Raw genomic sequence first — 12689 nt, forward strand, 5'->3', positions numbered from 1 at the left:
CGGGGCGTTCTCCCGCTAACCGCCCCTTGCCGAACCGGGGCGTCGCCCGGGCCCCGTACGGCCCGAACCCGGCCGGGGGTGTCTCCAGTCGCCGGACAGGCTCGATATACGTCCGGGGAGCGTGCTGCGCCCGCGGCCGGGGCCGTTACACAGGCGGCCAGGGGATCGGTGGCCAGTCGCCGCTCGGCCGGGGGTGGCGGCCGGTCTTGCGGAGGTTCTCCACACGGCCGCGCAGGGCGTCGATCTCCGCCGCGGTGATCAGTTCCGACAACCGGGTGGCGAGTAGCGCTCCCGGCTCCAGGCCGGCGGACAGGCGGTCGAGCACCTCGGCGGCCTCCGCCGTCAGCGGCTCGCCGGCCCATCCCCAAAGCAGTGTCCGCAGCTTGTCGTCGGCGTTGAAGGTCACGCCGTGGTCGATGCCGTACAGCCGCCCGCCGGGTGCGGGCAGCAGGTGCCCGCCCTTGCGGTCACCGTTGTTGATCACCGCGTCCAGGACCGCGAGCCTGCGCAGCCGGGGATCGTCGGCGTGCACGAGCAGAGCCGTCTTCCCCTCCCCCACCTCGGCGACACCGACGGCCTTCCAGCCCTCCCCCGGCTCCTCGCCCTCGACGAGCGCGAGGAGCGGCGGCAGCCCGCCGGCGGGCCTGCCGGCACCGGCGTCGTCGGCGTCGTGCTCCGCCTCGATCCACAGCTGGCACATCCCCTCGCCGTAGGGGCCCTCCCGCAGGACCGTGGGCGGTACGAGTCCCCAGCCGGTGGCCTCGGAGATCTCGTACGCCGCCACCTCGCGCTGGGCGAGCGTGCCGTCGGGGAAGTCCCACAGTGGCTGCTCGCCGGCGACCGGCTTGTAGACACAGAGGCGTTCCTCGCCCTCGTGCGCGACCGTGCAGTGCAGTACCGCGTTCGACGCGCCCCGGACCTGGCCGAGGATCGTGAGCTCCCCTTCGGCGAGCAGGGTGCGCAGCCCGTCCTCCGTCAGGCCCCGCGACGGTATCCGTTCTGGCGCGGGCATACGTGTCCTTCCGGATCGAGAGGGAGGCTGCACAGCGGGCAGGGCGGCCGGCCCGCGTTCACGACGTCCAGCGCGCGTTTGGCGAACGCCCGCGCCTGAGCACCGCTCAGCCGGACGCGCAGCATCGGCGGGCCGTTCTCCTCGTCCTGCAGAAGCTTCTCCTCGGCCTCCGCGAGGTCGTCCTCGGAGTCGGCGTCCAGTTCGACGAGAGCCTGCGCCTCGACGATCATGCGCTGTTCCTCGCCGTCCCAGGCGAGTGCCATCGTGCCGACCCTGAACTCCTCCTCGACGGGGATGTCGAGCGGCGCGGTGTCGGTGACGTCCATGGGTGCCACGGCGGGCACCGGTGAGTTGCCGCCGGTCCGCCGGACCACCTCGTCGAGGAGTTCGTCGATCCGTTCGGCCAGCGCGGAAACCTGGGTCTTCTCCAGGGCCACACTCGTGACCCGGCCCCGCGAGGATGCCTGCAGGAAAAACGTACGGCGGCCAGGCAGCCCGACCGTACCGGCCACGAAACGGTCCGGTGGGTCGTAGAGGAACACCTGACGGGACACGTCCTGTCTCCCTTGAAAATGTGACGGCGGATGGGGGCGGGGCCCCGGGGCCCCGCGGGATCTCCCACAGGGCCTCTACGGCGCGTCCACCCTACTGCCCGGAGCGATCACGGTGCCCCCGCGCCGCCCCCGACGGCCGCATCCGTTGCCGTGACCGCGGCCGCGTCGGCCCCGATGGCCTGTTCACGCGGCGACAGGGACGCGAAGTCGCCGGTGTCGCCGAGGCGGAGAAGGAACGGGCGCAGCCGGGTGTAACGGATCGCGGTGACGGAACACGGATCGGCCTGGATCCGCTGGAAGAGGTCGAGATGCATGCCGAGCGCGTCGGCGACGAGCGACTTGATGATGTCGCCGTGCGAGCACATCACATACGTCGCGTCCTCGCCGTGCTCCGCCTCGATGCGGGCGTTCCAGTCCCGCACCGCTTCGACGGCCCGCGCCTGCATGGCCCGGATGGACTCACCGCCGGGAAAGGCAGCGGCCGAGGGGTGCTGCTGGACGACCTCCATCAGGGGTTCGTCGGAGAGTTCGGCGAGTTTGCGCCCCGACCACTCCCCGTAGTCGCATTCACTGATCCGGTCCTCGGTGTGCAGCGCGAGGTCCGGGCGGGCGTCGAGCAGCGGCTGGAGCGTCTCGCGGCATCGCTGCAGCGGGCTGCTCACAGCCGCCGCGAGCGGGAGCGCCGACAGCCGGCCGGGAAGTGCGGCGGCCTGTTCGGCGCCGCGTTCGTCGAGGGAGACACCTGGGGTCCGGCCCGCGAGCACTCCGCAGGTGTTGGCGGTCGAGCGTCCGTGACGTACAAGGATGAGCGTGGGCATACCTGCCAGCGTAGAGGTGCGTGAACGCTTCCCGGCAGGGAACAATGCGCGGGTGATCGTCGACTGCGGAATTTACCGGGACGGGCGCCGGACCGAAGGTCCCGCCGACTTCTCCGATGCCCTCGACGAGGCACGTGCCACCGGGGACGCCTTCGTCTGGATCGGGCTGCACGAGCCGACGGAGAAGGAGTTCGACCTGGTGAGCAGCGAGTTCGCCCTGCATCCGCTGGCGGTGGAGGACGCCCTGCGCGCCCATCAGCGGCCCAAGCTGGAGATCTACGACGACTCACTGTTCGTCGTCATCAAGCCGGTGGTCTACGAGCCGGAGAGCGACACCGTGAGCGCCGGTGAGCTGATGCTGTTCATAGGGGACTCCTTCGTGGTGACGGTGCGGCACGGCGAGGGCGCGCCCCTCGCGGCGGTGCGGCGCCGGCTGGAGGCCGAGCCCGAGGTACTCAGGCACGGGCCCACATCGGTCCTCTACGCGATCAGCGACGCGGTGGTGGACCACTACATCGAAGTCGCGGCGGAGCTTCAGGTCGACCTGGAGGAGCTGGAGGCCGAAGTCTTCGCCCCGACCGGGTCCGGAGACTCCAGGAACACGGCGGCGAGCATCTACACCTTCAAGCGCCAGGTACTCGAATTCCGCCGGGCGACCAATCCTCTGAGCGCACCGATGGCGCGGCTGTCGAGCGCGGGCGTCCCGTTCGTCGACACCGACTCGCAGCCGTTCTTCCGCGACGTGAACGACCATCTGACGCGCGCCGTCGAGCATGTGGAAGGACTCGACCGACTGCTCTCCGACATCCTGTCCGCGCATCTGGCTCAGGTGGGTGTCCGGCAGAACGACGACATGCGGAAGATCTCGGCGTGGGCCGCGATGGCCGCCGTGCCGACCATGGTGGCCGGGATCTACGGCATGAACTTCACCCACATGCCGGAGCTCAACTGGGTGTGGACCTATCCGGCTGTGATCGCGCTGATGGCCCTCGCGGTCGCCGGACTGTACCGGCTGTTCAAGCGCCGCGGCTGGCTGTAGGGCGGGCGGGCGTCCCGGGTGTACCCGGTCTCAGGCGTACTCGGTCTCGGGTAGCGCCGGGCTGCCCAGCGCGTCACGCAGGGCGGGCTCTTCGAGGCTCACCATGCGCCTCCAGCCCACCAGCCGCTCGTAGGCGTACATCGCGTGGATGCCCGCGGCCAGTGCGGCGGCCTTGGCGCGGGGCCAGCGCAGCACGGAGCCCATGTGGCTCATCACGGCGAGGCTGACGTCGCGGTACACGCGGATCTCGGCACGGGCGCACTCCCGCAGCGCGGACTGGATCGTCCGGCCGTGTCCGGCCCGGGCGAGGTGGAGGAGTTCCTCGTGGCAGTACGCGAGGTGGTGGTCCTCGTCCCGAGAGATCATCTTCACGGCGCGGCCGAGGACCGGGTGCCCGGCGAAGTGCTTGAGCAGGAGCCGCATCTGCTCGGAGGCACGCTGTTCGGTGACCCGGCTGTGGGCCAGGTAGACGATGATGTCCCGCTCGGTGAGCGGCTCCTCGCGGCGGAGCCGCTCATGGGCGAGGCCGAGGCCGTGGCGCTCCAGCAGGAGGGTGTAGTCGGTCTCGTACGGCACCGCCACGGGCTGGAGTCCCCGCTGCTTCAGCAGGGCGTTGAAGATACGGCCGTGCTTGTCCTCGTCGGCACCGTGCCGGGCGACCTTGGGCGCCAGCCCGCGCAGTCCCGGAGGGACGAGTGCGGCGATCCGCCCGTTCTCCCAGCCGCCCTGCGCCTCCCCGCCGGCGGCGATGGAGCAGAACAGCCGGAACGACTCGTCATTGTCGACGATCTCCTGGAACAGGCCTTTTGCCGAGAGCATCACTGCCACCTTTCGCACCGGTGTCCGCAGAGGCACAGTCAAATTCGGTACGCGGCGGTAGGCAACACGAGCGGGGCCGGACACGGCCGATCGGGCGCCGTACGGCTGCCGGACCTGCCCGGGCGTCCTGGGAGGGGTACGGGGCGTAACCGGGAGCAGTGCGGCGCGTTGTCCCGTACGACGGCCGTGGCGGGGAGGGCCCCCGAGCCCCCACCACGGCCGTAGTGCTGCGCCCGCCCGGGCGTTACGCGGCGAGGCCGGAGCGCTCCAGGGCGTCTGTGCCGGCACGCAAGGCAGCGAGCCGCTCATCGAGCGTGAAGCCTGCCGGGGCGAGGGTCAGCGTGGTGACACCCGCGGCCGCGTACGCCTGCATCCGGTCGGCGATCCGGTCCACCGAGCCGAGCAGGGTGGTCTGGTCGATCAGCTGGTGCGGTACGGCGGCCGCCGCGCCGGCCTTGTCGCCGGCCAGGTACTTGTCCTGGATCTCGGCGGCTTCCTTCTCGTATCCCATGCGCTGGGCGAGCTGGTTGTAGAAGTTCTGCTTGCGGCTGCCCATGCCGCCCACGTAGAGCGCGGTGTACGGGCGGAACATGCCGGCGAGGCCGTTGATGTCGTCTCCGATCGCCACCGGCAGGGTCGGACAGACGTCGAAGCCCTCCATCGTCTTCCCGGCCTTCTCCCGTCCGGCCCGCAGATGCTTCACCGCGGTCTCCTCCAGGTGTTCGGCGGACGGGAAGATCAGCAGGGCGCCGTCGGCGATCTCGCCGGTCTGTTCGAGGTTCTTCGGGCCGATCGCGGCGATGTAGAGCGGGATGTGCTCACGCTGCGGGTGAACGGTCAGCTTGATGGGCTTGCCGGGGCCGTCGGGCAGCGGCAGCGTCCAGTGCTCGCCCTCGTAGGACAGCCGCTCCCGGGACATCGCCCTGCGCACGATCTCCACGTACTCGCGCGTGCGGGCCAGCGGCTTGTCGAACTTGACGCCGTACCAGCCCTCGGAGACCTGCGGTCCGGAGACGCCCAGGCCGAGGCGGAAACGGCCTCCTGAGAGCGAGTCGAGGGTGGCGGCGGTCATGGCCGTCATGGCGGGCTGACGGGCCGGGATCTGCATGATCGCCGAGCCCACGTCGATGGACTCGGTCCGGGCCGCGACCCAGGCCAGCACCGTCGGCACGTCCGAGCCGTATGCCTCGGCCGCCCAGCAGACGTCGTAGCCGAGCCGGTCGGCCTCCTGGGCGACGGCGAGGTTGTCGCCGTCCATCCCCGCACCCCAGTAACCGAGATTGATGCCGAGCCGCATACCCACACTCCTCTACTGATCAGTAACGTTCCTGTTGTTCGGGACTCTAGCGCGGGACGCCGCAATCCGGCAGGCTCGCCCGGGGACCGCCGTTGTCCACAGGCTTCCACCCCGTGGGGCCTTGGCCAGTAATCTCAGCGCCCATGGAGCAGAGGCATCTCGGCCGTACCGGCCTTCGCGTGTCCCGGATCGGGCTGGGCACCCTCACCTGGGGCCGGGACACCGACGAACACAACGCCGCCGACCAGCTCAAGGCCTTCTGGGACGCGGGCGGCACCCTCGTCGACACCGCCGACGTGTACGGCGGCGGAGAGGCCGAATATCTGCTGGGGCGTCTTCTGGACAGCCTGGTGCCACGGCAGGATCTGGTCATTGCGACCAAGGCGGGCAGTGTGCCCGATCCCTACCGCCGCTTCGACGGTTCGCGCGGGCATCTGCTCGCCGCGCTCGACGCGTCCCTGCGGCGGCTCGGGACGGACTACGTCGATCTGTGGCAGATCCACGCCTTCGACCATGTGACACCGCTGGACGAGACCATGCAGGCGGTGGACCTGGCCGTGTCGTCGGGGCGCGTCAGATATGCCGGAGTGTCCGGCTTCAGCGGCTGGCAGCTGGCCAAGGCGGCCACGTGGCAACTCGCCGCGCCCGGGCAGCGCACCCGACTGGCCAGTACACAGATGGAGTACTCGCTGCTGCAGCGGGGCGTCGAGCGGGAGGTGCTGCCGGCGGCGCTTGACCTCGGGGTGGGGCTGCTGCCGTCGTCCCCGCTCGGCCGCGGGGTACTGACCGGCAAGTACCGCACCGGCACCCCGTCCGACTCGCGTGGCGCCTCCGAGCACCTGGCTCCGTTCGTCGAGCCGTACCTCGACGACGCGGCGAGCAGAATCGTGGACGCGGTGGCCACCGCTGCCGACGGCCTCGCCACGACGTCCCTCCAGGTCGCGCTCGCCTGGGTACGGGACCGGCCGGGAGTGGTGGCTCCGGTCGTCGGAGCGCGCAACGCGCAGCAGCTGACCGAGGCGTTGTCAGTGGAGGCGCTTAGTCTTCCTGACGAGATCTGCCAGGCGCTCGACGACGTGTCGGCGCCCGTGCACCGCTATCCCGACCAGGACTGGAGCACGCTGTGACTGCGCATCCCCGGGGAGAAGCCCCGGACCCCGCGGCCGAGGACCACGAGTCCGGCGAGGACGCCGGCACCCAGGCAGCCGACACCCCCGGCACGCCCGAGGGCGACGCCGGGAGCGCGGAGGGGGCGGACGACGGCGCGGGGAACGCGGAGGGGGCACAGGGCCTGGAGCAGGCTCCCGAGGTGCCCGCGGCACCCGCACGGTCGGAGGCCGAGGTGGAGCTGGCCGCACAGCGCGAGCTGCGCGAGCGGATCGAACAGCGCAAGGCCGAGAAGGAAGGACCCATCGCCGCCGGTACGAAGCTGAGTGGCTCGGCCGCGGATCTGCTCGCGGCGGTCCGCGCGGTGGAGAGCGGCGAGAAGCCGGGCACCGCGTTCTTCGACTCCCCCGCGTCGCCGCCTGCGCCCCCCCGGGCGGCCCCCGCAGCCCCGGCCGCGCCCGACCGCTCCTCCCGGGCCCCCGGGCCTCCGGCCTCACGGGCCGCGTCCCCCGAGGCCGCTTCCTCGGTCGCGGCGGTACTCGCCGAGGGCGGGGCACCCGAGGCCCTGGCACGGCCGACAGCGGCGACGCTCGGCGAACGGGCGGCCGGGGCCCTCCGGGAGGACCCGTGGCAGCTGCTGTCCGTGCCCGGGGTGCGGCCCGAGCAGGCGGACGGCTTCGCGCGGGCGCTGCTGGGCGCGGAGTGCGGCCCCGACGACGAGCGGCGTACGGCGGCCCTGGTGGGCTGGCTGCTGGAGCGGGCCGCCCTGCGGGGCCACACCGCGCAGGACGCCGACGAGGTGCGCACGGCGCTGGGCGCGTTCTCGGTGGCCGACCCCGGGGCGGCCGTCCAGCACGCCGTCGCCGAGGGCGTCGTGCTCGTCTTCCAGGACGGCGCCGACGCCGGCGCCACGGAACGGGAGCAGCCGGAAGAGGCCGACGAGACGGCGGAGGGCGAAGCGCGGGCCGAGGAGGAACCGGTGCGGGCCCTGCTCGGGCTCGACCGGTACGCCCTGGCCGAGGAGGCCCTCGCCGACGGCCTGGCCCGGCTGGTCAACTCCTGTGAGAAGGGTGCCGACTGGACGGGCGCCGCTGCCGCCGCCCCGTCCCCTTCGGCGGGCGAGCTGATCCGGACGTCCGCGACCGTCGGCCTGGTGACCCACAGCGGCGGCGAGGCCGCCCGGGCCGAACCCGCCGCCCTCATCGCCGCCGCGCACGGCCTGGGTCTCCGGGCCCTGGGCACCACCCACAGCGCCGACGGCCGCCGCAGACTGGCGGACGCGGTCGGGGACCCGGGGTCCGCCGTCACGCTCTCCGCCCTGCTCTCCGGCGAGGGTGGGCCCGGCCGGGACGCGGACGGCGCCTTCGCCCTCGACGTGCTGGTCGTGCTGGACGCCCCGCAGCTCGACGTGGAGACGGCCGCGATGCTGGTGGAGTCCCTCGCCGACGGCACACGGCTCATCCTGAGCGGAGACCCGGGAGTGCTCGGATCGGCCGGTGCCGGCCGGGTGTTCGCCGATGTGATCGCGGCGCGTGCCTGCCCGCACGTGGTCTCGCGCACGCCCGACCCCGGGCCGATCGGCGAGCTGGTCTCCGGCATCGGCATCGGAGAACTCACCCAGGTCGAGGCGCCCGGGAAGGAAGTGGTGATCGTGCCCGTCCGGGACGCGGGTGAGGCCGTCCACCGCACGGTGCAGCTGGTGGCCGACTCGGTGCCGCGCGCCATCGGCGTACCCTCCTCCGACACCCAGGTGATCACGGTCGGGCACGGCGGTTCGGCGGGCACGCAGACGCTGAACGCGGCGCTCAAGCAGCGGCTCAACCCGGGGCCGGGCCGGTTCGGCGGTTTCGACCCCGGCGATCGCGTGGTCCACGTTCCCGCACCCGGCAGGGCGGTGCCCGGCTCGGTCGTGTCGGCCGACGATGAGGGCCTGCACCTGGACTGCGCGGGCACCCCCGTCGTCGTACCGCCGGACCGGGTGGAGACCTCCGTACGCCACAGCTGGGCGCTCAGCGCCCACCAGGCGGCCGGGATGCGGTGGCCCGCCGCTGTCGTCGTGCTGCCCGGGGACGCCGCGCAGGGGCTCAGCAGGCCCTGGGTGTACACGGCGTTCAGCCGTGGGGAGCGGCACCTCTCCGTCGTGCACGGCGTGGACCAGGCCCTGTCGCGCGCGGTGGCGGAGGTCCCGGCCCAGGAGCGGACGACCCGGCTGCGCCCGCTGCTGGAGGCGCTTCCCGGTCCGGACGCCTCGTAGGCCCGTCCCCCTGGAGCATGCGACGGCCCCGGTGCGCTGGGGCAGCGGGGCCGTCGGGGGCGGGCAGGGTCAGGAGCGGTCCGCGATCACGCCGTCCGCGTCGGCGTCCAGGTCGTCCTCCTCGTCGAAGACCGAGCTGACGTCGAAGCGGCAGACCACCATGGCGGGATCCGCCTCGTCGAACGGCGCCCCGAGCCACTCCCCCGGCTCCGGCAGCTCCTCCCCGGCGGAGACCCAGAGGGTGGAGTCCCCCTCCTCCAGGCCGAACTCCTTGTGCCGGGACGCGATTTCGTCCGCCTCGTACTCGCCGAACACCACTCCTAGCGCGGCGTGCACACCGGCACCGGCACCGGCGGTCGGCAGGGCGTCGCCCTCCTGACCGTCCGGATCGAGGTCGGCGAGCCTTTGTGCCTGGGCGATCAGCCGCGCGGGCTCCGCCACCGCGTAGTCGCGCCTGATCAGCACGCTGACGGCGTGCGGCTCCTCCGGGCCCGCGTAGGGCGGAAGGGAGCCCTCCGCGGAAGGGATCTCGAAGGGGGTGACCTCGTCGTAGCGGTCGTAGAGCACTTCGTCGTAGACCTCGGCCGCAGCGGCCAGTGCGTTGAACGCGTCGTAGACAGCGGGGTCGTCGTCCCCGGTACGGCGTTCGACTGCCTGGAGGTGGCGGTCGAGCGCGGTTTTGACTGCATCGGCGGCGGCGCGTACCTCGGCAGCGGTGGGCTGCGCAGCATCAGACATAGGACAGACGCTATCCGTACCGGGGGTCTGCCCGCACAATAGATGCGATGCCGGAATACGAATTCATCGACGTGTACGTGCCGCGCGGGGTGTCCCGCAAGGAGGCGGCCCGACTGCTGACCGACCATGCCGAGTACGGGCACTGGGAGTTGGACCGGCTGACGCTGCGCCGTGACGGCAGCCGCCGGGTGCGACTGCGCCGCCGCATCATCCGCCAGCTCCGGCCCACCTGGTAGCACGGAGCGGGCTCCGCGTATGCGGAACCCGCTCGTCACACCGGATGTCGCGACACCCTTATGCGGCGCTGCGCGAACGTCGGTACAGGACCGTGCCCGCACCGGCGAGCAGCAGGCCCGCGCTTGCCGGGATGAGCAGGCCGAGCCCGCCCCCACCGGTGTGCGCGAGCTGCTCGCCCGCCACGAACTGGGGCTCGGGAACCGGAGGCGCGTCCGGCGTGGCCGGCTTCTCCGGGGTGTGCGGCGTCTGCGGTGTCTGCGGCACGACCGGAGGCGGGGCCGTCTCCGTGTCGTTCTCGCAACTGTTGCCGGCGACCGGGTTGAGCAGTCCGCCGATCGTCACGCTGTTACCGCAGAGATTCACCGCGATCTCGACCGGTACCTGCACCTGGTTGCCGGAGAGGATCCCTGGGGAACCGGTCGTCTCCGCCTGGGCCGAGGTCCCGGGCGCGCGGTGCCGGCCCGACCCCGCCCCGCTGTCGTACACGTCCTCGTGCCCGGACGCCTGGCTCGCGGAGCCGTGCCCGGACGAGGAACCGTCGTCCGGGGCGTACGCGTGGCCGGAATCCGAAGATCCGTTTCCGCAGTCGTTTCCGCTCGTGGGATTGAGCAGACCGCCGACGTCCACGGAGTTTCCGCACACGTTGACGGGTACATCGATCGGGACCTGGATCGAGTTCCCCGAGAGCACTCCCGGTGAAGTCGACGCGCCGCCGGCCGCACCCGCGTCGGCGTGCGCGTAACCGCCACCGAGCGCGAGCACGCCGCCCGCCGCCGCCATGGTGATCAGGCCTTTACGTGTGACCTGTCGCATAGGTTCTTTTCCTGCCTTCTGCCTACCGAATGCCCCGGACACAGCCGTGCGCGGGACCGAACGCCCAAGGGCCCCGGAGTGCATCGCGCACTCCGGGGCCGCCCGGACTCACACTTCTACGGGTTGACGCGCATCGTCACGCGTTGACGCAGGTGTTGCCGAAGGCGGGGTTCAGCAGCCCGATCACGGAGACCGTGTTGCCACAGACGTTCACCGGAACGTGGACCGGCGCCTGAACGACGTTGCCCGAGAGCACGCCGGGGCTGCCGATGGCGGCACCCTGGGCGCCGGCGTCGGCGGAAGCCATACCCGCACCCGCGAGCACGAGACCACCGGTAGCAGCCGCGATTGCGACGATCTTCTTGATCATTATTCCTCCTGATTGATAAGTGCGGCCCCAGCCGCGGGCCGCATCACCTGTAACGAGGAGGCAATGACGGGGCTACGAGTGGGCGACCCCTTTCACCCGTTCCAGCTATGTACGTACAGACTGGCGAATTCGGCCGCCGGTGTAGTCAGGAATGGTCGATGAACCGGTCGAGCACCCGGGCGCCGAACTTCAGGCCCTCCACCGGAACCCGCTCGTCCACACCGTGGAACATTCCGGCGAAGTCCAGCTCCGGCGGCAGCTTCAGCGGCGCGAAGCCGAAGCAGCGGATGCCGAGGTCGTCGAAGGACTTCGCATCGGTACCGCCCGACAGCATGTAGGGCACGGCGCGGGCGATCGGGTCCTCGGCCTTGAGCGCGAGCTGGATCGCGTCCACCAGGGAGCCGTCGAAGCTGGTCTCCAGCGCCTTGTCGCCGTGCACGTCCTCGCGCTTCACCCGCGGCCCGAGGATCCGGTCGAGGTCGGCCAGGAACTCTTCCTCGTGACCGGGCAGGAAACGCCCGTCCACATGCGCGGTGGCCTGTCCGGGGATCACGTTCACCTTGTACCCGGCGCCGAGCATGGTGGGGGCGGCGGAGTTGCGCAGGGTGGCGCCGATCATCTTGGCGATCCCGCCGAGCTTGGCGAGCGTGGCCTCCATGTCCTCCGGATCGAGCGGGGTGCCCAGCGCGTCGGACAGCTCGTCCAGGAAGGACCGCACGGTCTTGGTCACCCTGACCGGCCACTTGTGCCTTCCGAGCCGGCCGACGGCCTCGCACAGCTCGGTGATGGCGTTGTCGTTGTTGGTCATCGAGCCGTGCCCGGCGGTGCCGTCCACGGTGAGCCGCATCCAGTGCATGCCCTTCTGCGCGGTCTCCACCAGGTAGAGCCGCAGGTTCTCGTTCACGGTGAACGAGAAACCGCCGACCTCGCCGATCGCCTCGGTGACGCCGTGGAACAGGTCCCGATGGTTGTCGACGAGGTGGCGGGCCCCATACCTGCCGCCCGCCTCCTCGTCGGCGAGGAATGCCAGCACGATGTCGCGCGGGGGCTTGCGGCCGCTGCGCATGCGGTCGCGTACGACCGCGAGGGTCATCGCGTCCATGTCCTTCATGTCGACCGCGCCGCGGCCCCACACGCACCCGTCCGCGATCTCGCCGGAGAACGGGTCGTGCGTCCAGTCCGCCGCGTTCGCCGGCACGACGTCGGTGTGCCCGTGGATCAGCAGCGCGGGCTTGGAGGGGTCCTCGCCCTCGATCCGGGCCACGGTGGAGGCGCGGCCCTTGTGGGACTCGATGATCTGCGGTTCCAGCCCGACCTCGGCGAGCTTCTCGGCGATGTACTCGGCGGCGAGCCGTTCCCCGGGGCCGGAGTGGTCGCCGTAGTTGCTGGTGTCGATCCGGATCAGGTCACGACAGAGGTCCACGACCTCATTCTCGGCGGTCTCGCCGATGCCGGCCCGGGCCGTGTTGGTCTCGCTCACGCTGCTTCCTTCCACTGTCGCGGTGGTGCTCCCCCTCATCCTCGCGCGCCCGCCCTCGCGCACCCAAGACCGCCCGGGCGCCGTCACGCGTCTTTCACATGCCCTGAGGCGTGATCGAGCACCCCCGAATGTTTGCTATGGTTTTCCACGT

Annotated in this window: 13 protein-coding genes; 4 read left to right on the forward strand and 9 right to left on the reverse strand. The window is 71.6% G+C overall.

Annotation, left to right across the window (positions count from 1 at the left end; translation table 11 throughout):
- Positions 1 to 145 precede the first annotated feature (145 nt).
- From ACWD04_RS21605 to ACWD04_RS21615, 3 genes are all read right to left on the reverse strand, one after another.
- Positions 146 to 1012, reverse strand: a complete 867-nt coding sequence (locus tag ACWD04_RS21605) for an SCO1664 family protein (protein WP_451134252.1) — start codon at positions 1010 to 1012, stop codon at positions 146 to 148.
- Positions 976 to 1566, reverse strand: coding sequence for a DUF3090 domain-containing protein (locus ACWD04_RS21610; protein ID WP_451134254.1), 591 nt, complete (start codon positions 1564 to 1566; stop codon positions 976 to 978). The genes ACWD04_RS21605 and ACWD04_RS21610 overlap by 37 nt, the downstream gene beginning before the upstream one ends.
- A gap of 107 nt (positions 1567 to 1673) precedes the next feature.
- On the reverse strand, positions 1674 to 2384 hold the full coding sequence (locus ACWD04_RS21615; RefSeq protein ID WP_451134256.1) for a histidine phosphatase family protein: 711 nt from the start codon (positions 2382 to 2384) through the stop codon (positions 1674 to 1676).
- Positions 2385 to 2436: 52 nt separating this feature from the next.
- Here ACWD04_RS21615 and corA point away from each other — a divergent pair, with 52 nt between their 5' ends.
- The gene (gene corA / locus ACWD04_RS21620; protein ID WP_451134499.1) at positions 2437 to 3423 is read left to right on the forward strand and encodes a magnesium/cobalt transporter CorA; all 987 of its coding nucleotides are present in this window, start codon (positions 2437 to 2439) and stop codon (positions 3421 to 3423) included.
- A 30-nt stretch (positions 3424 to 3453) separates the two neighbouring features.
- Here the strand turns inward: corA and ACWD04_RS21625 are convergent, their stop codons facing one another.
- Positions 3454 to 4242, reverse strand: a complete 789-nt coding sequence (locus ACWD04_RS21625; RefSeq protein WP_451134258.1) for a ferritin-like domain-containing protein — start codon at positions 4240 to 4242, stop codon at positions 3454 to 3456.
- Positions 4243 to 4486: 244 nt separating this feature from the next.
- Positions 4487 to 5539 (reverse strand): LLM class F420-dependent oxidoreductase, encoded by a 1053-nt coding sequence (locus ACWD04_RS21630; RefSeq protein ID WP_451134260.1) that lies wholly within the window; start codon positions 5537 to 5539, stop codon positions 4487 to 4489.
- Between the two features lie 143 nt (positions 5540 to 5682).
- Between ACWD04_RS21630 and ACWD04_RS21635 the strand changes: the two genes are divergently transcribed.
- Positions 5683 to 6666, forward strand: a complete 984-nt coding sequence (locus ACWD04_RS21635) for an aldo/keto reductase (RefSeq protein WP_451134262.1) — start codon at positions 5683 to 5685, stop codon at positions 6664 to 6666.
- Positions 6663 to 8900, forward strand: a complete 2238-nt coding sequence (locus tag ACWD04_RS21640) for a helix-hairpin-helix domain-containing protein (protein WP_451134264.1) — start codon at positions 6663 to 6665, stop codon at positions 8898 to 8900. The genes ACWD04_RS21635 and ACWD04_RS21640 overlap by 4 nt, the downstream gene beginning before the upstream one ends.
- A 69-nt stretch (positions 8901 to 8969) precedes the next feature.
- On the opposite strand, the gene ACWD04_RS21645 is transcribed toward ACWD04_RS21640, so the two are convergent.
- Entirely contained in the window at positions 8970 to 9638 is a 669-nt protein-coding gene (locus ACWD04_RS21645; RefSeq protein ID WP_451134266.1) for a hypothetical protein, read from the reverse strand.
- Positions 9639 to 9685: 47 nt separating this feature from the next.
- Here ACWD04_RS21645 and ACWD04_RS21650 point away from each other — a divergent pair, with 47 nt between their 5' ends.
- Positions 9686 to 9874 (forward strand): DUF5703 family protein, encoded by a 189-nt coding sequence (locus ACWD04_RS21650; protein WP_053930948.1) that lies wholly within the window; start codon positions 9686 to 9688, stop codon positions 9872 to 9874.
- Between the two features lie 58 nt (positions 9875 to 9932).
- On the opposite strand, the gene ACWD04_RS21655 is transcribed toward ACWD04_RS21650, so the two are convergent.
- The 3 genes from ACWD04_RS21655 to ACWD04_RS21665 form a co-directional block, all read right to left on the reverse strand.
- Positions 9933 to 10688: a chaplin gene (locus tag ACWD04_RS21655; RefSeq protein WP_451134268.1), complete on the reverse strand. Its 756-nt coding sequence runs from the start codon at positions 10686 to 10688 to the stop codon at positions 9933 to 9935.
- 136 nt (positions 10689 to 10824) lie between these two features.
- Positions 10825 to 11058, reverse strand: a complete 234-nt coding sequence (chpH, locus tag ACWD04_RS21660) for a chaplin ChpH (RefSeq protein WP_451134270.1) — start codon at positions 11056 to 11058, stop codon at positions 10825 to 10827.
- Positions 11059 to 11203: 145 nt separating this feature from the next.
- Positions 11204 to 12538, reverse strand: coding sequence for a M20/M25/M40 family metallo-hydrolase (locus tag ACWD04_RS21665; RefSeq protein WP_451134272.1), 1335 nt, complete (start codon positions 12536 to 12538; stop codon positions 11204 to 11206).
- Between the last annotated feature and the right edge of the window lie 151 nt (positions 12539 to 12689).

Source organism: Streptomyces sp. NPDC002911 (assembly GCF_053591835.1).